The organism is Kitasatospora sp. NPDC015120 (genome assembly GCF_043080305.1).
GTDB lineage: Bacteria > Actinomycetota > Actinomycetes > Streptomycetales > Streptomycetaceae > Kitasatospora.
This window is the reverse complement of record NZ_JBIBVJ010000010.1, coordinates 68,149-91,162: the sequence shown is the minus strand read 5'-3', so window position 1 is coordinate 91,162 and position 23,014 is coordinate 68,149. Positions and strand designations below refer to the sequence as shown.

At 76.5% G+C, this 23,014-nt stretch carries 1 protein-coding gene; it reads right to left on the bottom strand.

Annotated features, from left to right (window positions below; all coding sequences use genetic code 11):
• Positions 1-82: 82 nt before the first annotated feature.
• Positions 83-22,912 carry a type I polyketide synthase gene (locus ACF1AK_RS22700; protein WP_391500632.1) on the bottom strand — a complete coding sequence of 7,610 codons (22,830 nt, stop codon included), beginning with the start codon at positions 22,910-22,912 and terminating at the stop codon, positions 83-85.
• Positions 22,913-23,014 lie beyond the last annotated feature (102 nt).

Genomic DNA, 23,014 nt, shown 5'->3' with positions numbered 1-23,014 from the left:
TTGCAGATGTCGCGTGGAGCCGGATTCCGGCAGATTCGTCGTGGGGAACGGGAGTTGTCCGCCAACTCGCCGGGGGTCGGGGTCAGGAGATGCCGAACTCCTTGCCGATGAAGTCGAACATCTCGTCGTCGGTCGCGGCGCTGAGCTCCTCGGCGACGCCGGTGTCCTCGGCCGGAGCGGCGTCCGCCCAGAGCGCGGCCAGCGCCCGCAGCCGCGAGGCGACCGCCGTACGGCCTTCACCGTCCGGCGCCGCCGTGCGCAGCGCCGCCTCCAGGCCGTCGAGTCCGGCGAGAAGCTCGCCGACACCGGGCGCCGCCGGCGCGGACTCGGCCCGCAGGTACTCGGCGACCTCGTGGGGCGTCGGGTAGTCGAAGATCAGCGTCGGAGGCAGCCGCAGTCCGCTGGCCGCGGCCAGACGGTTGCGCAGCTCGACGGCCGTGAGCGAGTCGAACCCGAGCTCGCGCAACTGCCGGTCGGGACGCACCGCCTGGGGCGAGGCGAGCCCCAGGACCGACGCGACGTGCTCGCAGACCACGTCCAGCAGCAGTTTGCGCTGGTCGGCCTCGGGCAGGCCGGTCAGCCGTGCGGCCAGCGTGGCCGCCCCGCCCGGCGCCGCGCTCGCGGCCGCCCGCCGGGCCGGCACCCGCACCAGGCCCCGAAGCAGCGCGGGCAGCGACCCCGCCGCGGCCTGCGCCCGCAGACCCGCCGGATCCAGGCGCACCGGCACGACGGTCGTCCCGTCCTGGCCCAGCGCGGCATCGAAGAGTGCCAGCCCCTCCTCGGTGGCGAGCGGCAGGACTCCGCCGCGGGCCATCCTGGCCCGGTCGGCCTCCGTCATCCGGCCGGTGATGCCGCTGCCTTCGGCCCACAGGCCCCAGGCCATCGACACCGCCGGCAGCCCGGCCGCCCGCCGCTGCTGCGCGAGCGCGTCCAGGAACGCGTTCGCCGCCGCGTAGTTCCCCTGCCCCGCACTGCCGAACACCCCGGCCGCCGAGGAGAACAGGACGAACGCCGACAGCTCCGAACCCCGCGTCAACTCGTCCAGATGCAGCGCCGCATCCACCTTCGGACGGAACACCGCGTCGATCCGCTCCGGCGACAACGACCCGACCAACCCGTCGTCCGTCACCCCCGCCGCATGCACCACCCCCGTCAACGGATGCTCGGCCGAAACCCCCGCCAGCAGCCCGGCCAGCGCCTCACGGTCCGCCACGTCGCACGCCTCGACGACCACCTCCGCACCCGCCGCACCCAACTCCGCCACCAGCTCCGCCATGCCCTCCGCACCCGCACCGGAACGGCTCACCAGCAGCAGGCGCCGCACGCCGTGCTCGGTGACCAGATGGCGGGCCACCAACCGGCCCAACGTCCCGCTCGCACCCGTCACCAGCACCGTGCCGCCCTCGGTGAAGGAAACGGCAGACCGCCCACCGGGAACCACCCGTGCCAGACGCGGCACCAACACCTCACCACTACGCACCGCCACCTGCGGCTCCCCCGCGTCGAGCAGCCCGGGCAGGACGCGCACCGACTCCGCGTCCCGGTCCAGGTCGACCAGGAGGAACCGGCCCGGGTGCTCCGACTGCGCCGACCGCACCAGGCCCCGGACGGCCGCCTGGGCCGGATCGACCTCCTTGTCGCCGTCCCGCGCGACCACCGCGTTGCTGGTCAGGACCACGAGCCGGGAATCGCTCAGCCGCTCGTCGGACACCCACTGCTGCACCAGCTCCAGCACCCGGTGGACGGTGCGGTGCACGTGCCGGACCGGGTGGTCGCTGTCGGCCTGGCCGCCCACCGCGGCCAGGACCACCGCGGGCACCCGGCCGCCGCTCTCCACCCGCCGCAGCACCTCGGCCAGGTCCGGGTGGAAGTCGGCCTGCGCTCCGGTCTCCTCGACGGCGGTGCGCAGGCCGTCGTCGTCGCCGATGACGGCCCAGGCCTGCGCCATCGGCCGCCACTCGGCCGGCAGGACCGTCCAGTCCACGCGGTGGAGCGCGTCCCCGCGGGCAGCGGTCAGTTCCTCGGCGGCGACGGGGCGCAGCACCAGGGAGTCGACGGTGGCGACGGGCCGCCCGGCGGCGTCGGCGACGAGCAGCGAGACGGCGTCCGCTCCGGCCGACGTCAGCCGCACGCGCAGCGCCCGCGCCCCGGTCGCCGCGAGCCGCACCCCGCTCCAGGAGAACGGGATCCGCCCCTGGCCGGTGTCGGGCAGCAGTCCGCCGAGTCCGACCCCGTGCAGGGCCGCGTCCAGCAGGGCCGGGTGGACGCCGAACCCGTCGGCCTCCGTGCCCTCCGGCAGCGTGACCTCGGCGAACACCTCCTCGCCCCGCCGCCAGACCGCGCGCAACCCCTGGAACGCCGGGCCGTAGGACAGGCCCAGTCCGGCCAGGCGGTCGTAGCAGCCCTCCGTCGCGACGGCCTCCGCCCCGGCCGGCGGCCAGTCCGCGAGGTCGAAGTCCTCACTCCGCCCGACGGCGACCGCTCCGGTCGCGTGGCGGATCCACGGCTCGGAGCCGTCGCCCGCCTCCGGGCGCCCGTACACGTTCACCGTGCTGCGGCCGGACTCGTCGGCGCCGCCCACCGTGATCTGCACCTGCACCGCGCCCTGCTCGGGGACGACCAGCGGCGCCTGGAGGGTCAGCTCCTCCAGGAGGTCGCAGCCCACCTCGTCGGCGGCCCGCAGCACCAGGTCCACCAGCGCCGTCCCGGGCAGCAGGACCGCACCCGTGACCACGTGGTCCGCCAGCCAGGGCTGCGCCGCCAGGGACAGCCGGCCCGTCAGCAGGGTGCCCTCGCCTCCGGCCAGGGGGACCACCGCCGCCAGCAGCGGGTGGTCGGCGGCCGTCAGGCCCGCCGCGGTGACATCGCCCACCGGGCGGCCGGACTCCAGCCAGTAGCGCTCGTGCTGGAAGGCGTAGGTGGGCAGATCGACCCGGCGGGCTCCACGGCCGGCGAAGACCGCGTCCCAGTCGAGGGCGACGCCGCGGGTGTGCAGTTCGGCCAGGGCGGTCGTCAGCGCCGCGTCCTCGGCACGGTCGGCCCGCAGGACGGGGACGGCGACGGCCTCGGGCAGGGTCTCCTGCACCATCGGGGTCAGGCCGCCCGGGCCGACCTCCAGGAACGCCGTGACCCCCTGTGCCTCCAGCGCCGTGACCGCGTCGGCGAACCGCACGGTGCCACGCACGTGGCGCACCCAGTACTCGGGATCGGTCACCTCCTCGGGGGTGACCGGCCGTCCGGTGAGCGTGGAGACGAGCGGCAGCGTCGGCGCGGCGAAGGTGATCCGCTCGGCGACCTCCCGGAAGTTTGCGAGCATCGGTTCCATCAGCGGCGAGTGGAAGGCGTGCGAGACCGTGAGCCGCTTGGTGCGGCGGCCCTCCAGCAGCCCGACGACCTCCGTCACCGCGTCCTCGGCACCCGAGAGCACGACCGACGACGGGCCGTTGACCGCAGCGATGCCCGCCCGGTCCTCACGACCGGCGAGCAGCGGCAGCACCTCGGCCTCCGGGGCCTGCACCGCCACCATCACCCCGCCCGGGGGCAGCTCCTGCATCAACCGGCCACGCGCCACCACCAGTTCGGCGGCGTCCGCGAGCGCCAGAACACCGGCGGCGTGCGCGGCGGCGAACTCGCCGATCGAATGGCCGGCGAGGAAGGCGGGGCGGACCCCCCAGGACTCGATCAGCCGGAACAGGGCCACCTCCACCGCGAACAACGCGGGCTGGGTGAACTCGGTGCGCGCCAGCAGTTCGGCGTCCTCGCCGAACACCACCTCCCGCAACGGCCGTTCCAGGTGGACGTCCACGGCGGCGCAGACCTCGTCGAAGGCGTTCTCGAAGGCCGGGAACGACGCGCACAGCTCACGCCCCATCCCCAGCCGCTGGCTCCCCTGCCCCGAGAAGAGCAGGGCCGGCCCGGCGTCCGGGGAGGCGGAGCCGCGCGCCGATCCGAGCACCTGCCGGTCCTCGGCGATCGCCGCCACGCCCTGGAGCAGTTCCTCCCGGTCACGGCCCACCACCACGGCGCGGTGCTCCATCGCGGCCCGCGTGGTGGCCAGCGAGTAGCCGAGGTCGACCGGGTCGAGGTCGGGGTGCTCGGTGACGAACGCGGCCAGCCGCCGCGCCTGCGCCCGCAGCGCGGGCTCGTCCTTGGCGAACAGCGTCCAGGGCACCACCGCCTCGCCGCGCGCCGGCCGTTCGTCGATGACCGCTTCCGGGGCCTGCTCCAGCACGACGTGCGCGTTGGTGCCGCTGACGCCGAACGAGGAGACACCGGCCCGGCGCGGACGGTCGCCCTGCGGCCAGTCGACGGCCTCCGCCAGCAGCTCCACCGCACCCGCCGACCAGTCCACGTGCCGCGACGGCTCGTCCGCGTGCAGGGTGCGCGGCAGCACGCCGTGCCGCATCGCCATCACCATCTTGATCACGCCGGCCACGCCCGCCGCCGCCTGGGTGTGACCGATGTTCGACTTCACCGAACCCAGCCGGAGCGGCTGGTCCGCCGGCCGGTCCTGGCCGTAGGTGGCCAGCAGCGCCTGCGCCTCGATCGGGTCGCCCAGCGTCGTGCCCGTGCCGTGCGCCTCCACCACGTCCACGTCCGCGGCCGACAGCCCGGCGTTGGCCAGGGCCTGGCGGATCACCCGCTGCTGCGACGGCCCGTTCGGCGCCGTCAGACCGTTGGACGCACCGTCCTGGTTGACCGCCGAGCCGCGCACCACCGCCAGCACCCGGTGACCGTTGCGTTCGGCGTCCGACAGCCGCTCCACCAGCAGCATGCCCGCGCCCTCGGCCCAGCCGGTGCCGTCCGCCCCGGCGCCGAACGCCTTGCAGCGGCCGTCCGCCGACAGCCCGCGCTGGCGGCTGAACTCGATGAAGGTGTTCGGCGTCGCCATCACGGTGACCCCGCCGACCAGCGCCAGCGAGCACTCACCGGAGCGCAGGGCCTGCGCCGCCAGGTGCAGGGCGACCAGCGAGGACGAGCACGCCGTGTCCACCGTCACCGCCGGCCCCTCCAGACCGAAGGTGTACGCCACCCGGCCGGACGCCACGCTGCCGGAGGTCCCCATCCCGAGGTGGCCTTCGAGGCCGTCCGGCACCTCGGCGAGCTGCGAGGCGTAGTCGTGGTACATGACGCCGGCGAAGACGCCGGTCCGCGAGCCCTTCACCGAGGCCGGATCGATCCCGGCCCGCTCGAACGCCTCCCACGAGGTCTCCAGCAGCAACCGCTGCTGCGGGTCCATCGCCAGCGCCTCACGCGGCGAGATCCCGAAGAACGACGGATCGAACTCCCCCGCCCCGTACAGGAACCCGCCCTCCCGCGTGTAGCTCGTACCCGCGTGCTCCGGATCCGGGTGGTACAACCCCTCCAGGTCCCAGCCACGGTCCGCCGGGAAACCGCCGATCGCGTCCCCGCCCCCGGCCACCAGCCGCCACAGCTCCTCCGGCGAGCCGACCCCGCCGGGATACCGGCAGCTCATCCCCACGATCGCGATCGGCTCATCCGCCCCGGCCGTCGGCCGGGAGAGGCCGGCGAGCTCGCGCTCGGCCGTCGACGAGCCCGTCAGCTCGGCCAGCAGGTGGCGCGCGAGCGCCTCCGGCGTCGGGTGGTCGAAGACCAGCGTCGCCGGCAGCCGCACCCCGCACGCCGCGTTCAGTGCGTTGCGCAGCTCCACCGCCGTCAGCGAGTCGAAGCCCAGGTCCCGGAACTGCCGGTCCAACGCGACGGTGGCCGCCGACTCGTGGCCCAGTACGGTGGCCGCCTGCTCCCGCACCAGGGACTGCACGAGGTCGAGCTGCTCGGCCTCGGGGCGGCCCGCCAGTCGCTGCGCCAGCGACGATCCGGGCGCGGCCGTGGCGGCGCCGGCCGTCGTGCGCCGCACCGGGGTCCGCACCAGACCGCTGAGCAGCGGCGGCAGCGATCCGGAGCGGGCCTGTGCGGCCAGCGCCGCGTACTCCAGCCGGGTGGGCACCACGACCGGCTCGGCGGTGCGCAGGGCGGCGTCGAAGAGCGCCAGACCGTCGGCGGTCTCGATCGCGGCCATCCCGGAACGGGAGATCCGGCGCCGGTCCGCCTCGCTCAACTCGCCGCTCAGCGCGCTGTCCTGCGCCCACAGGCCCCAGGCCGTCGACACCGCCGGCAGCCCGGCCGCCCGCCGCTGCTGCGCGAGCGCGTCCAGGAACGCGTTCGCCGCCGCGTAGTTCCCCTGCCCGGCACTGCCGAACACCCCGGCCGCCGAGGAGAACAGGACGAACGCCGACAGCTCCGAACCTCGCGTCAGCTCGTCCAGGTGCAGCGCCGCGTCCACCTTCGGGCGGAACACCGCGTCGATCCGCTCCGGCGTGAGGGCGGTGACGATGCCGTCCTCCACCACTCCCGCCGCGTGCACGATTCCCGTCAGCGGATGCTCCGCCGGGACGGCCGCCAGCAGCCCGGCCAGCGCCTCACGGTCCGCGACGTCGCACGCCGCCGTGACCACCTCGGCGCCCAGGGCGGCGAGTCCGGCCTCGAACTCCACGGCACCCGGCGCCGCTTCCCCGCGACGGCTGGCCAACAACAGGCGCCGCACGCCGTGCTCGGTGACCAGATGGCGGGCCACCAACCGGCCCAACGTCCCGCTCGCACCCGTCACCAGCACCGTGCCACCCTCGGCGAAGGAAACGGCAGACCGCTCGCCGGGAGCCACCCGCGCCAGACGCGGCACCAACACCTCACCACCACGCACCGCCACCTGCGGCTCCCCCGACGCCACCGCCGCCGACACCGCCGACCGGACATCACCGACCACCGGCTCCACATCCACCAGCACCAACCGGCCCGGATGCTCCGACTGCGCCGACCGCACCAAGCCCCACACCGCCGCCTGACCGGGCTCCACGCCCGCAGCCTCGTCCGGTCCCACCGCGACCGCGCCACGGGTCACCAGCACCAACCGCGAACCGCCGAACCGCTCCTCCGCCACCCACTCCCGCACCAGCTCCAGCACCGCGCCCACAGCCCCGCGCACACCCTGCGCACCGGACCCCGACGGCGGGCACAACACCGCCACCACCCCGGGCACCGCAGCACCGTCACGCCCGAGATCCGCCACACCCTCACGGACCTCCACCTCCACCGCACCGGCCGACGCCACCCCCGGCACCCACTCCACCCGGAGCAGCGAACCCGCCTCCGTGGACCGGGCCGCCGCGAGCTGCTCGCCCGTCACCGACCGCAGGGCCAGCGTGTCCACCGACGCCACCGGGCGGCCTGCGCCGTCCGCGATCGTCAGCGCCACGGTGTCCGCCCCGGAGCCGGCGGACGGGGCCAGCCGGACCCGCAGCGCCGTCGCGCCCGTGGCGGACACGCGCACCCCGCTCCACGAGAACGGCAACCGTCCCTCGTGGCCGTCGGCCAGGAATCCGCCCACCCCCATCGCGTGCAGGGCGGCGTCGAGCAGGGCCGGGTGCAGGGCGAAGCCGGCCACCGGGACGTCCTCGGGCAGGGCGACCTCGGCCAGGAGCTCCGACCCGTGCCGCCACACGGCCCGCAGGCCCCGGAACACCGGGCCGTAGCCGAAACCGGCCTCCGCCAGCCGCTCGTAGCAGCCGTCGATGTCCACCGCCGTCGCACCGGCGGGCGGCCAGACGGCCGCGTCGGCGGTGTCCGGCGAGGGCGCGTCCCCGGCCTGTGCGAGGAGGCCGACGGCGTGGCACGTCCACGGGGCGTCCGTCGCCGCACCGTCCTCGGGGCGCGAGTGGATCTCCACCGCGCGCCGCCCGGTCCCGTCGGCGGCCGCGACGGTCACCCGTATCTGCACCGCGTTCCGTGCGGGGAGCACCAGCGGCGCGGAGAGGGTCAGTTCGTCCACCCGGTCGCAGCCGGCTTCGTCGCCGGCCCGGACCGCCATGTCGAGGAAGGCCGTGCCGGGCAGCAGGGTCACACCGGACACCGCGTGGTCCGCCAGCCAGGGGTGGGAGGGGAGCGACAGCCGCCCGGTCAGCAGGACGCCGCCGTCGGGCAGGCTCGCAGCCGCACCCAGCAGGGCGTGCTCGGCGGCGGCCAGGCCGGCCGAGGCCACGTCCCCGGCGGCCGCGGGCGCTTCCAGCCAGTAGTGCCGACGCTGGAAGGCGTAGGTGGGCAGGTCGACCGTGCGGGCGCCCCGGCCGGGGAAGACCGCGTCCCAGTCGAGGGCGACGCCCCGGGTGTGCAGGTGGGCGAGGGCGGTGGTGAAGGCCGCGGATTCGGTGCGGTCCGGCCGCAGGGCGGGGACGGCGACGGCGTCGGACAGGGTCTCCTGCACCATCGGGGTCAGGCCACCGGGGCCGACCTCCAGGAACGCCGTCGCGCCCTCGCCGGCCAGCGCCGTGACCGCGTCGGCGAACCGCACGGTGCCACGCACGTGGCGCACCCAGTACTCGGGATCGGCCACCTCCTCGGCGGTGACCGGCCGTCCGGTGAGGGTGGAGACGATCGGCAGCGTCGGCGCGGCGAAGGTGATGCGCTCGGCGACCTCGCGGAAGGCGGCGAGCATCGGTTCCATCAGCGGCGAGTGGAAGGCGTGCGAGACCGTGAGCCGCTTGGTGCGGCGGCCCTCCAGGAGTGCGACGACCTCCGCGACGGCGTCCTCGGCACCCGAGAGCACCACCGAGGTCGGGCCGTTGACCGCAGCGATGCCCACGAGCTCCTCGTGACCGACGAGCAGCGGCAGCACCTCGGCCTCCGGGGCCTGCACCGCCACCATCGCCCCGCCCGACGGCAACTTCTGCATCAACCGGCCACGCACGGCGACCAGTTCGGCGGCATCGGCGAGCGAGAGGACGCCCGCGACGTGCGCGGCGGCCAGCTCACCGACCGAGTGACCGGCCAGGAAGTCCGCCCGCACCCCCCACGACTCCACCAGCCGGAACAGCGCCACCTCGATCGCGAACAGCGCGGGCTGGGTGAACTCCGTGCGCGCCAGCAGCTCCGCGTCCTCACCGAACACCACGTCCCGCAACGGCCGTTCCAGGTGCACGTCCACCGCGGCGCACACCTCGTCGAACGCCGCCGCGAACGCCGGGAACGACGCGTGCAGTTCACGCCCCATCCCCACCCGCTGACTCCCCTGCCCCGAGAACAGGAAGGCGAGCCGACCGGCCGTGGAACCCGCCTCGCCGATCACCAGGCCGGCGGACGGCCGCCGGTCCTCCGCCATCGCGGACAGGCCCTGGAGGAGTTCCTCCCGGCCCCGGCCGACCACCACCGCGCGGTGCGCCAGGGCGGCGCGCGAGGTCGCCAGCGAGCGGCCGACCTCGGCGAGGCCGAGCTCCGGTCGCTCCGCGAGATGCGTGAGCAGGCGCTCCGCCTGGCCCCGCAGCGCGGCCGGGTCCTTCGCCGACAGCGGCCAGGCGACGGCGACGTCCGACGTCGGCGCCTCCTGCGGGCTCTCGTCGGTGACCGCCGCCGGGGCCTGCTCCAGCACGACGTGCGCGTTGGTGCCGCTGACGCCGAACGAGGAGACGCCGGCCCGGCGCGGACGGTCGCCCACGGACCACTCCACCGGCTCCGTCAGCAGCTCCACCGCACCCGCCGACCAGTCCACGTGCGGCGAGGGCTCGTCCACGTGGAGAGTTTTCGGCAGCACACCGTGCCGCATGGCCATCACCATCTTGATCACACCCGCGACACCCGCCGCGGCCTGGGTGTGACCGATGTTCGACTTCAACGACCCCAGCCACAGCGGCCGTTCACGGTCCTGCCCGTAGGTCGCCAGCAGCGCCTGCGCCTCGATCGGGTCGCCCAGCGTCGTGCCCGTGCCGTGCGCCTCCACCACGTCCACGTCCGCGGCCGACAGTCCCGCGTTGGCCAGGGCCTGGCGGATCACCCGCTGCTGCGACGGCCCGTTCGGCGCCGTCAGACCGTTGGACGCCCCGTCCTGGTTGACCGCCGAGCCGCGCACCACCGCCAGCACCCGGCGACCGTTGCGTTCGGCGTCCGACAGCCGCTCCACCAGCAGCATGCCCGCGCCCTCGGCCCAGCCCGTGCCGTCCGCCCCGGCGCCGAACGCCTTGCAACGGCCGTCCGCCGACAGCCCGCGCTGGCGGCTGAACTCCACGAAGATGCTCGGCGTCGCCATCACGGTGACACCACCCACCAGCGCCAGCGAGCACTCACCCGAGCGCAGCGCCTGCGCCGCCAGGTGCAGCGCCACCAGCGAGGACGAGCAGGCCGTGTCCACCGTCACCGCCGGCCCCTCCAGACCGAAGGTGTACGCCACCCGGCCCGAGGCGATGCTGCCCGCGCTGCCGTTGACCAGGTACCCCTCGAAGCCCTCGGGCGCGACGGGCAGGCGGGAGCCGTAGTCGTGGTACATGACACCGGCGAAGACGCCGGTCCGCGAGCCCTTCACCGAGGCCGGATCGATCCCGGCCCGCTCGAACGCCTCCCACGAGGTCTCCAGCAACAGCCGCTGCTGCGGGTCCATCGCCAGCGCCTCACGCGGCGAGATCCCGAAGAACGACGGATCGAACTCCCCCGCCCCGTACAGGAACCCGCCCTCCCGCGTGTAGCTCGTACCCGCGTGCTCCGGATCCGGGTGGTACAACCCCTCCAGGTCCCAGCCACGGTCCGCCGGGAAACCACCGATCGCATCCCCGCCCCCGGCCACCAGCCGCCACAGCTCCTCCGGCGAACTGACCCCGCCGGGATACCGGCAGCTCATCCCCACGATCGCGATCGGCTCGTCCGCCCCGGCCTGTGGCGGCAGCCCGGAGGACGCCCTCAGCGGCGTCGGCGCGTCCTCCTCGGCCGCGCCCGCCGACGAGCCCGTCAGCTCGGTCAGCAGGTGGCGCGCGAGCGCCTCCGGCGTCGGGTGGTCGAAGACCAGCGTCGCCGGCAGCCGCACCCCGCACGCCGCGTTCAGCGCATTGCGCAGCTCCACCGCCGTCAGCGAGTCGAAGCCCAGGTCCTTGAAGGCCCGTTCGGGATCGACCTGCTCCGGGGAGGCGTGGCCGAGCGCGGTCGCGATCTGGAGCCGGACGAGGTCCAGCAGGACGCGGACCCGCTCGGCCTCGGCCAGCGGGGCCAGGCGGCCGGCGAGGGTGCCGGAGTCGCCCGCGGCCGGGGAATCGGCGGCCCGGGTCCGCCGGGGGGCCGGCCTGACCAGCCCGCGCAGCAGGGCCGGGACCTCGCCGTCGGCGGCCCGGCCGCGCAGTCCGGCGGCGTCCAGGCGCACCGGGTAGAGCACCTCGGCGTCGCTCGCGCTCGCGGCGTCGAACAGGGCGAGGGCCTCGGCGGAGTCCATCGCGGCCAGGCCCATCCGGCGGATCCGGGCGAGGTCGGCGGTGGCGAGCTTGCCGGTCATGCCGCTGCCCTCGGCCCACAGGCCCCAGGCCAGCGAGACCGCCGGCAGCCCGGCCGCCCGCCGCCGCTGCGCGAGCGCGTCCAGGAAGGCGTTCGCCGCCGCGTAGTTGCCCTGCCCGGCGCCGCCGAGCGTGGCGGAGACGGAGGAGAACAGCACGAACGCGGACAGGTCCGTGTCCCGGGTCAGCTCGTGGAGGTGGAGGGCCGCGTCCACCTTGGGGCGCAGCACCCGGTCCACCCGCTCGGGTGTGAGCACGGAGACGGTGCCGTCGTCCACCACGCCGGCCGCGTGCAGCACGGCGGTGAGCGGGCGCTCGGCGGGGATCGTCGCGAGCAGTGCGGCGAGCGCGTCGCGGTCGGCGACGTCGCAGGCGGCGGTGACGGGCTCGGCGCCCAGGGCGGTGAGCTCGGCCTCGAACTGCGCCGCTCCCTCGGCCGCGAGCCCTCGGCGGCCCACCAGCAGGAGGTGGCGCACGCCGTGTTCGGTGACCAGGTGGCGGGCCACCAGCCGGCCGAGCGTGCCGGTCGCGCCGGTGATCAGCGTGGTGCCCCCGGCCGGGAGGGTCCGGCCGGCGCCGGGCCCGGGGTCCGCGCTCCGCGCCAGGCGGGGCAGCAGGACGCGCCCGTCCCGGACGGCGAGCTGCGGCTCGCCGCCGGCCAGGGCGGCGGGCAGGACGGCGGCGGCATCGGCGGCGCGGTCCAGGTCGACCAGCACGAACCGGTCCGGGTGCTCCGACTGGGCCGAGCGCAGCAGGCCCCAGACGGCGGCCTGGGCCGGATCGACCGTCCCGGTCGCACCGTCGGGTGCGGTGGCGTGCCGGGTCACCAGCACCAGCCGCGAGGCGGTGAAGCGGTCGTCCGCGAGCCAGGCCTGCACGAGCCGCAGCGCCCGGTGGCTCGCGGCGCGCACGGCGTCGGCGAGCCCGGCCGGGTCGTCCGGCCCGGCTTCCGCGGGCGCCGCCGCCGGGACCGCCGTGTAGGCCGGCAGCGGAGCATCGGCGAGCGCGGACAGCTCCGGGCCGTCGGCGGAGGCCTCCAGGACCAGCACCGCCGACGCGGGCAGTGCCTCGCCCTGCGGCGCGTCCACCCAGTCGAGCCGGAACAGCGCGTCCCGGTCGGCCCTGGCGGCCTCGCGCAGCTGCTCGGCCGCGACGGGGCGCAGCACCAGGGTTCCGACCGACGCGACCGGCAGTCCCGCGCCGTCGGCGACGAGCACCGACACGGTGTCCGGTCCGGCCGGGCTCAGCTTGACGCGGACGACGGCGGCGCCGCCGGCCCGCAGGTCCACCTCGCCCCAGGAGAACGGCAGCAGGCCCTGTCCGGTCTCGGCGCCGGAGAGCAGGCCGAGCCAGGAGGCGTGCAGCGCGGAGTCGAGCAGCGCGGGGTGCAGGGCGTAGGCGCCCGCCTGGGCGGCGGCGGGCGCGGGCAGGGCGGCCTCGGCGAACAGGTCCTCGCCCCGGCGCCAGGCGGCGCGCAGGCCGCGGAAGACCGGGCCGTAGCCGAAGCCCAGCTCGTCCAGCCGGTCGTAGAGGTCGGCGGTGTCCACCGGGGTGGCGCCCGGGGGCGGCCAGGCGCTGAGGTCGAACGGCTCGGCGGGTGCGGGTCCGTTCGCGAGCGTCCCGGCGGCGTGGCGGGTCCACTCCTGCGTGTCGAGCCGGTCCTCCGGCCGGGAGTGCAGGGCGAGCGTGCGCCGCCCGGCGGGGTCCTCGGGGCCGACCGTGAGCCGCAGGTGGACGCCGCCGCGGTCGGGCAGCACCAGCGGGGCCTCCAGGGTGAACTCCTCGACCCGGTCGTGGCCCACCTGCCGGGCCGCCCGGACGGCCAGTTCGACGAAGGCCGTGCCGGGGACCAGCACCACGTCGGACACCGCGTGGTCGGCGAGCCAGGGGTGCGTGGCCTGCGAGAGCCGTCCGGTCAGCACCGTGCTGCCGTCCGGAAGCCCCACGACGGCTCCCAGCATGGGGTGTTCGGCGTCGGCGAGGCCGATCGCGGCCGCGTCGGCGGCCGTCGGCATCCGGAGCCAGTAGTGCTGGCGCTGGAAGGCGTAGGTGGGGAGGTCGATCCGGCGGGCGCCCCGGCCGGCGAGGACCGCGTCCCAGTCGAGGGCGACGCCCCGGGTGTGGAGGTGGGCCAGCGCGGTGGTGAAGGACTCGGCCTCGGCGTGGTCCCTGCGCAGGGCGGGGACGGCGGTGGTGTCGGGCAGGGTCTCCTGGACCATCGGGGTCAGTCCGCCGGGGCCGACCTCCAGGAACACGGTCACGCCCTCCCCCGCCAGGGTGTCGACGGCGTCGGCGAAGCGGACGGCGTGGCGCACGTGGCGCACCCAGTAGCCGGGGTCGCTCACCTCCTCGGCGGTGACCGGCCGTCCGGTGAGCGTGGAGACGACCGGCAGCGTCGGCGCGCCGAAGGTGATCCGCTCGGCGACCTCGCGGAAGGCGGCGAGCATGGGCTCCATCAGCGGCGAGTGGAACGCGTGCGAGACCGTGAGCCGCTTGGTGCGGCGGCCCTCCAGCAGCCCGACGACCTCCGCGACCGCGGCCTCGTCACCCGACAGCACCACCGACGACGGACCGTTGACCGCCGCGATGCCCACCCGCTCCTCGCGACCGGCGAGCAGCGGCAGCACCTCGGCCTCCGGGGCCTGCACCGCCACCATCACCCCGCCCGACGGCAACTCCTGCATCAACCGGCCACGCGCCACCACCAGTTCGGCGGCATCGGCCAGCGAGAACACCCCCGCGACGTGCGCGGCGGCCAGCTCGCCGATCGAATGGCCGGCGAGGAAGTCCGCCCGCACCCCCCACGACTCCACCAGCCGGAACAGCGCCACCTCCACCGCGAACAACGCGGGCTGGGTGAACTCGGTGCGCGCCAGCAGCTCGGCGTCCTCACCGAAAACGACGTCCCGCAACTGCCGTGACAGGTGGACGTCCACCGCGGCGCAGACCTCGTCGAACGCCTCCGCGAACACCGGGAACGACGCGTGCAGCTCACGCCCCATCCCCAGCCGCTGACTCCCCTGCCCCGAGAAGAGCAGGGCCAGCCGGGCGCCGTCCGGCCCGATCGCGCCGCGCACCAGGTGCGGCGCCGTCCCGTCCTGCGCCAGGGCGGTCAGTCCGGCCCGCAGCTCCTCCCGGTCCCGGCCCACGATCACCGCACGCCGCTCCAGCGCGGCCCTGCCGGTGGAGAGCGAGAACGCCAGGTCGGCGAGGTCCAGGCCGGGGTGCTCGTCGAGGTGGGCGGCGAGCCGCCGGGCCTGCGACGCGAGGGCGCCGGCGTCCTTGCCCGACACCACCCACGGCAGCGGCAGGTCCACCCCGCTCGCGGGCTCCCCCTCGGCCGGCTCCGGAGCCGGGACCGCCTCCAGGATCACATGGGCGTTGGTGCCGCTGACGCCGAAGGCCGACACGCCGGCCCGGCGCGGACGGTCGCCCTGCGGCCAGTCGACGGGCTCCGTCAGCAGTTCCACCGCACCCGCCGACCAGTCCACGTGCGGGGTCGGCTCGTCCACGTGCAGGGTCTTCGGCAGCAGCCCGTGTTCCATGGCCAGCACCATCTTGATCACACCGGCCACGCCCGCCGCGGCCTGGGTGTGGCCGATGTTGGACTTCAACGAGCCCAGCCACAGCGGCCGTTCGCGGTCCTGCCCGTAGGTGGCCAGCAGCGCCTGCGCCTCGATCGGGTCGCCCAGCGTGGTGCCGGTCCCGTGCGCCTCCACCACGTCGACGTCCGCCGCCGACAGCTCCGCGTTCGCCAGCGCCCGGCGGATCACCCGCTGCTGGGAGGGGCCGTTCGGCGCCGTCAGTCCGTTGGACGCACCGTCCTGGTTGATCGCGCTGCCGCGCACCACGGCCAGCACCGGGTGTCCGTTGCGCCGGGCGTCGGAGAGCCGCTCCAGCAGCAGCATGCCGACGCCCTCGCCCCAGCCCGTGCCGTCCGCCGCCGCGGCGAAGGCCTTGCAGCGGCCGTCGGCGGCCAGTCCGCGCTGGCGGCTGAACTCGACGAAGACACCGGGGTCGGCCATCACGGTCACCCCGCCGGCCAGCGCGAGCGTGCACTCGCCCTGCCGCAGGGCCTGCACCGCCAGGTGCAGGGCGACCAGGGAGGACGAGCACGCGGTGTCGACCGTCACCGCCGGCCCCTCCAGGCCGAAGACGTAGGCCAGGCGGCCGGAGACGACGCTGGCGGCGCGTCCGGTGAGCAGGTAGCCCTCGACGCCCTCGGGTGCCCGGCCCGGGCCGGAGGCGTACTCCTGGCCGTTGGAGCCGACGAAGACGGCGGACGGGGTCCCCTTGAGCGTGGCCGGGTCGATGCCGGCCCGCTCGAACGCCTCCCAGGAGGTCTCCAGCAGCAGCCGCTGCTGCGGGTCCATGGCCAGCGCCTCGCGCGGCGAGATCCCGAAGAAGGCGGCGTCGAACTCGGCGGCGTCGTGGAGGAACCCGCCCTCGCGGGAGTAGGTGGTGCCGAGGTGCTCGGGGTCGGGGTGGTAGAGGGTGTCGAGGTCCCAGCCGCGGTCCTCCGGGAAGCCGGTCAGCGCGTCGGCGCCGTCGGCCAGCAGCTGCCACAGCTGCTCGGGCGAGTGGACGCCGCCGGGGAAGCGGCAGCTCATCGCGACGATGGCGATCGGCTCGCCGTCCGCGCCCGGGTTCGCCCCGTCCACCGGGTGCGACGCTTCGCTCCGTTCCTCCCGCTGTCCGCCGGCCTCGGCGTGCAGGTGGCCGGCCAGGGCCTCGGGGGTGGGGTGGTCGAACACGACGGTGGTGGGCAGCCGCAGGCCGGTCGCCGCGGCCAGCCGGTTGCGCAGTTCGACGGCGGTCAGCGAGTCGAAGCCGACCTCGCGGAAGGCGCGCCCGGGCTGGACGGCGGACGCTCCGGCGTGGCCGAGCACCGTGGCGGCCTGGGCCCGGACCAGTTCGAGGACCGTGCGGGCCGCCTCGGTCCCGGACAGCCCGGCCAGCCGCTGGGCGAGCGCCGGTTGACCTGCGCCGCCCTGCGCCCCGGCGGCGCCGGCCGTGGCCGCGCCGCCGTCCAGCAGCCGGCGTGCCTCGGGCAGGTCGTTCAGCAGGGGGTAGCGGCCGGTGACGGCGAAGGCCGCCACGAAGCGGTCCCACGCGATGTCGGCCAGGGTGACCGCGGTGTCGTCGTGCTCCATGGCCCGGAGCAGCGCCTCGACGCCGAGGTCGGCGCGCATCGGGACGATGCCGCGGCGGCTGAGGTGCTGTTCGACGGCGTCGGCCATCATGCCGCCGGAGCCCCAGGAGCCCCAGGAGACGGCGGTGGCGGGCAGGCCCTCGGCGCGGCGCCGGTGGGCGAGCGCGTCCAGGAAGGCGTTGGCCGCGGCGTAGCCGCCCTGGCCGGCGTTGCCGACGACACCGGCCACCGAGGAGAACAGGACGAAGAAGTCCAGTGGGTGGCCGGCGGTGAGCTCGTGCAGGTGGAGGGCGGCGTCCACCTTGGGGCGCAGGACCCGCTCCAGGCGTTCGACGGTCAGTGCGTCGAGCACGCCGTCGTCCAGGACACCGGCGGCGTGCACGATGCCGGTGAGCGGTGGGTCCCCGGCCAGTGCGTCGAGCAGCGTGCGCAGCTGGTCCCGGTCGGCCACGTCGCAGGCGGCGACGGTGGTGCGGGCGCCGATGGCCTCCAGCTCGGCGCGCAGTCCGGCGGCGCCCGGCGCGTCCAGGCCGGCGCGGCTGGTCAGCACCAGGTGCTCGGCGCCCTCCTGCGCCAGGCGGCGGGCCACGTGGGCGCCCAGGGTGCCGGTGCCGCCGGTGATCAGGACGGTGCCGCGCGGGCGCAGGCCCGCCCGGGCGGGAGCGGCGCTCGCGGTGGCCCTGACCAGCCGCCGGCCGAGCACCACGCCGTCACGGACCGCGAGTTCGTCCTCGCCGCGCGTGCCGCCCAGGGCGCCGGTGAGCAGGGCGAGGGAGCGCTCGTCCAGCTCCTCGGGCAGGTCGACCAGGCCGCCCCAGCGCTGGGGGTACTCGGCGCCGACGACGCGCCCCAGTCCCCAGAGCTGGGCCTGCGACGGGCTGCGCAGCGGCTCCTGGGGACGGGTGGCGACCGCGCCGGAGGTGAGGCACCACAGCGGGGCGCCGAGGTCCGCGTCGCCGAGCGCCTGGACGAGGGTGAGGGTCGCGGCGAGGCCGGCCGTCACCCGGTGGGCCGCGAGCTCCTGCTCCGCGTCCGCCAGCAGGGACAGCACTCCGGTGAAGCCGGCGGTGTCCAGCTCGGCCAGCCGGGCCGCCAGTCGCCCGCGGTCCTCGCCGGGCTCGACGGTGAACGGTTCGGTGCGCGCGCCGTGCTCGGCGAGCGCGCGGCGGATCGCGGTGAGCCGGGGCGGCTCCTCGGCGGCGGAGGAGGCCGGGGCGGGGGTGACGACCAGCCAGGTCCCGGTCACCGCCGCCGGGGTGCGCGGCAGGGGCCGCCAGTCGATCCGGTAGCGCCAGCCGTCGACCGTGGCGGTCTCGTCGGCCTGCCGCCGCCATGCGGCGAGCCCGCCGAGCACCTCGGGGAGCGCGGCGTCGGCGTCCAGGGCCAGGGTGTCGGCCAGCGCCTGGAGGTCCTCGTTCTCGACGGCCTCCCAGAACCGCGTCTCGGCCGCGTCGCGGACCGCCGGGGCCGCGGCGGCGGGCGCGTCGGGGTCCAGCCACAGGCGGCGGCGCTGGAAGGGGTAGGTCGGCAGGGCGAGGGTGCGGGCGGCGCGGCCGGGGAAGACCGCCGGCCAGTCGACGTCCACGCCCCGGACGTGGGCCTCGCCGAGTGCCCGCAGGAAGCGGGCAGGGCCGCCCTGTCCCCGGTTGAGCGAGCCCACCACCTCGGCGGGCACCCCGGCGGCCTCCGCGCTCTCCTGGACGCCGAGGGCGAGCACCGGGTGCGGGCTGGCCTCGACGAAGACCTGGTGGCCGTCGGCCAGCAGCCGCCGGGTGGCCGGCTCGAACTGCACGGTGCCGCGCAGGTTGCGGTACCAGTAGGCGGCGTCCAGCTCCGCGCCCCGGACCACCTCGCCGGTGACGGTGGAGTAGAACGGCACCTGCGGGGCGCGCGGGGTGATGCCCGCCAGTGCCTCGGCGAGTTCCTCCTCGATGGCCTCGACGTGGGCGCAGTGCGAGGCGTAGTCCACCGGCACCCGCCGGGCCCGCACACCGTCCGACTCGCAGGCGGCCAGCAGTTCGTCCAGCGCGTCGGCGTCCCCGGAGACGACCACCGAGCGGGGGCCGTTCACGGCCGCGACGCCGATCCTGCCGTCCCAGCGGGCCAGCCGTGCGGTGACCTCCGCCGGCGACTGCGGCAGGGCCACCATGCCGCCGAGCCCGGCGAGCCGGCCCAGCAGCCGGCTGCGCAGCGCGACGACGCGGGCCGCGTCGTCGAGGTCGAGGGCGCCCGCCACGCAGGCCGCGGCGATCTCGCCCTGGGAGTGGCCGACCACGGCCGAGGGCCGGACGCCGGAGGCGGTCCACAGCTCCGCCAGCGACACCATGACGGCCCACAGCGCGGGCTGCACGACGGCGGCGGCCTCCAGCGCCGGTGCGCCGGGGGCGCCGCGCAGCACGTCCTCCAGCGACCAGTCGACGTGGGGGGCGAGCGCGGCGGCGCAGGCGCGCATCCGCTCGCGGAAGACCGCCGAGCCGTCCAGCAGGTCGACCGCCATGCCGGCCCACTGCGAGCCCTGGCCGGGGAAGACGAACACCACCCGCCGGCCCTCGGCGGCCTGGCCCTGGGCCGTGTGGGGGGCGGCGCCGCCGGCGGCCAGCGCCCGCAGCCCGTCGGTCAGTTCCGCGTGGTCCGCACCGATGACCACGGCCCGGTGTTCGAAGGCGGTGCGGGTGCGGACCAGGGCGTGGCCGAGGTCGGCGGGGTGCAGGCCGGGGTGGGCCTCGGCGTGCGCGAGCAGCGCGCGGGCCTGGGCGGCGAGGGCCTCGGGGGTGCGGGCGGAGAGCAGCCACGGCACGGGCTGCTCCGCGCCCTGGGGGGCGGCGTCGGCCGCGGGCGCGGCGGGCGCGGCGGACACGTCCGGGTCGGTGGCGGGCGCCTGTTCGAGGATGGCGTGGGCGTTGGTGCCGCTGATGCCGAAGGAGGAGACGCCGGCCCGGCGCGGGCGGTCGCCGTCGGACCAGTCCACCGGCTCGGCCAGCAGCCGCACCGCGCCCGCCGTCCAGTCCACCCGGGTCGAGGGCTCGGCCGCGTGCAGGGTCTTCGGCAGCGTCCGGTGCTGGAGCGCGAGGACCATCTTGATGACGCCGGCGATCCCGGCCGCGGCCTGGGTGTGGCCGATGTTCGACTTCAGCGACCCCAGCCACAGGGGGAGTTCACGGTCCTGCCCGTAGGTGGCCAGCAGGGCCTGCGCCTCGATCGGGTCGCCCAGCGTCGTACCCGTGCCGTGCGCCTCCACCGCGTCGACGTCGGCCGGGGCGAGCCCCGCGACGGCCAGGGCCTGGCGGATCACGCGCTGCTGCGCGGTGCCGCTGGGGGCGGTCAGTCCGTTGCTGGCGCCGTCCTGGTTGATCGCCGTGCCGCGCACCAGGGCGAGCACGGGGTGGCCGTGGCGCCGGGCGTCGGACAGCCGCTCCAGCAGGAGCATGCCGGTGCCCTCGGCGAGGCCGAAGCCGTCCGCCCGGTCCGAGAAGGCCTTGCAGCGGCCGTCGGGCGCCAGGGCCCGCTGACGGCTGAACTCCAGGAACATGCCCACCGTGGGGATGACGGTGGCACCGCCGGCGAGGGCCAGCGAGCACTCGCCCGAGCGCAGCGCCTGCACGGCCAGGTGCAGGGCGACCAGGGAGGAGGAGCAGGCCGTGTCAACCGTCACCGCCGGCCCCTCCAGGCCGAAGGAGTAGGCGATGCGCCCGGAGGCGACGCTCGCGGTGCTGCCGGTCAGCAGGTAGCCGCCGAGTTCCTCGTCGCCCTGGTGCAGGCGCGGGCCGTAGTCCGGGGTCATGGCGCCGACGAAGGTGCCGGTGCGGCTGCCGCGCAGGCTCCGCGGGACGATGCCGGCCCGCTCGAAGGCCTCCCAGGCGGTCTCCAGCAGCAGGCGCTGCTGCGGGTCCATGGCCAGGGCCTCGCGCGGCGAGATCCCGAAGAACTCGGGGTCGAAGTCGGCGGCGTCGTGCAGGAAGCCGCCCTCGCGCTGGTAGTAGCGCCCGGCGAGGCCCGGCTCGGCGTCGTAGAGGCCGTCGACGTCCCAGCCGCGGTCGCGCGGTAGCGCCGAGAGGGTGTCCTCGCCCGCGCTCAGCACCCGCCACAGTTCCTCGGGGGTGTTGATCCCGCCGGGCAGGCGGCAGCTCATCGCGACGATCGCGATCGGCTCGTCCCAGGCGGCCACCGTGTCGTCCTCGGCCGCCCGCTCGCCCGCGCCGAGCGCCTCGGCCAGCAGACGGCGCACCAGGGAGGCGGGCGTGGGGTGTTCGAAGACCACGGTGTGCGGCAGGGCGAGTCCGGTGGCCTCGCCCAGCCGGTTGCGCAGTTCGACGGCGCCGACCGAGTCGAGGCCGAGGTCGCGGAAGGAGCGGTCGGCGCTGACCGCGCCCGGGCCGGCGGAGCCGACCAGGGTGGCGACGACGGCCTGCAGCAGCTCTGCGGTGACCCGCTCGTGCTCGCCCGCGGGCAGGGCGAGCAGCCGCTCGCGCAGCCCGGTGCGCCCGGCCGGGCGGGCCCGCTCGTCGCCCGGACGGCGGAAGGCGTAGGTGGGCAGCGGCACGGGGCGCGGGGCCGGGGCGTCGACGGCCACGGCGGCGGGCCAGTCGGCCTCGGCGCCCCGGACGTGGGCCTCGGCGAGCGCGGTGTGCAGCCGGCGCAGGCCGCCCTGTTCGCGGCGCAGCGAGCCGAGCACGGCGGCCTCGCGGCCTTCTGCGGCGGCGCTGTCCTGCACGGCGGCGGTCAGCGAGGGGTGCGGGCCGACCTCGATCAGCAGGTCGTGGCCGTCGGCCAGCAGTGCGCGGGTGGTCCGCTCGAACTGCACGGGCCGGCGCAGCAGCGCGTACCAGTGGGCGGCGTCCGCCTCGCGGCCGTCGATGCGGGCGCCGTCCAGCGAGGAGTAGAGGGGGGTGTGGGCGGTGCGCGGGCGCAGGCCGGCCAGCCCGTCCAGCACCTGTGCGCGGATCTCCTCGATCTGGGGCGAGTGCGCGGCCACGTCGACGGCCACCTGACGGGCGCGCACGCCCTCGGCGTTCAGTTCGCCGAGCAGGCCGAGGGCGGCGTCGGCGTCGCCGGAGAGCACCACGGAGGCGGGCCCGTTGTACGCGCTGATCACCAGCCGGCCGTCCCGGCGGGCCAGGCGGGCGGCGACCTCCTCGGCGGGCAGCGGGATCACGACCATCGCGCCGCGGCCCGCCAGCGTCGCCTCCCAGCGGCTCCAGACGGTCACCACCCGGGCCGCGTCGGCCAGGGTGAGCACGCCCGCGAGGTGGGCCGCGGCGATCTCGCCGAGGCTGTGGCCCGCCACGGCCCGCGGCCGCACGCCGAAGGCGCGCCAGGTCTCGGCGAGGGCGACCTGGAAGACGAACAGCGCGGGCTGGATGACGTCCACGCCCTCCAGCGGCCGGGCGCCGGGGGCGTCGCGCAGCACGTCCAGCACGTCGAAGTCCAGGTGCGGGGCGAGGGCGGCCCGGCAGGCCTCGGCGGACTCGCGGAACGCGGCGCAGGTGTCGAGGAGTTCGGCGCCCATGCCGGCCCACTGCGCACCCTGGCCGGGCAGCAGGAGGGCGGGGCGGGCCGGGCCGGCGGTGCCGCGCACCAGGGTGGCGGCGAGGTCGCCGCGGGCCGCGGCGGCGAGCCCGGCGAGGAGGTCCTCGCGGGTGTCGCCGAGCACGACGGCGCGTTCGGCGAACCGGTGGCGGCGGGTGGCCAGGGCGTGGCCCACGTCGGCGGGCCGCAGGGCGGGACGGCCGGCCAGGTGGGTGTGGAGGCGCTGTGCCTGGGCGGCGAGCGCCTCGGGGTCGGGCGCGGAGACGACCCAGGCCACCGGGTGCGGCGCGGTCTCGGCGGCCGGCTCGTCGTCGGGTCCGGCCGCCGCCGCGGGGCCGGGTGTCACCCGCAGGTCCTCGCCGTCGAGCACGGCGTGGATCCGGTCGCCGTCGGCGAGCGCCCGGGCGAGCGGCTTGAGCAGGACGGCGCCGTGGCCGTCCTGCTCCGCCGCGTCGTCCGGAGCGGGGAGCAGCGGGTCCGGCCCGGCGACGAGCGCGAGTTCGTGCGCGCCGCCGGCCAGGCTCGCGCGGGCGGCGTGCAGGGCCGCCCGCGCGGACCGGGCGACGGCGACGCCCGCGCCGCCGCCGGCCAGCCGCAGCGCGGCGCCGACCAGGGCGGTGAAGGCGTCCTCGCCGCCGTCGTCGTCCGCCCCCGGCGGCAGGGCGAGGAAGACACCGGTGCCCGAGCCCGCCGGCCCCGAGGGTACGACGCCGGCGTCCTCCAGGGCCTCCCAGAGCGGTTCCAGCAGCACGGCCCGGTCCGGGTCCGCCACCGCGGGCCCGTCGGACGGGAGCCCGAAGAACTCCGCGTCGATCTCGTCGCAGGGCCGTGCCGGGCGGCGGGCCGCGCCGATGACGGCGACCGCTTCCCCGGTCATCATGTCGAACGCGGGTTTAACCGAATCGAACTCGCTCATTACCATGCTCCATCGACCTGATGAATGACAGCCAGAACCGTGCATTTTCCGCGCGGACGCAGCGCCGGGTCCGCGCGGAAATCCGCCGAGGGCCGAACAGTC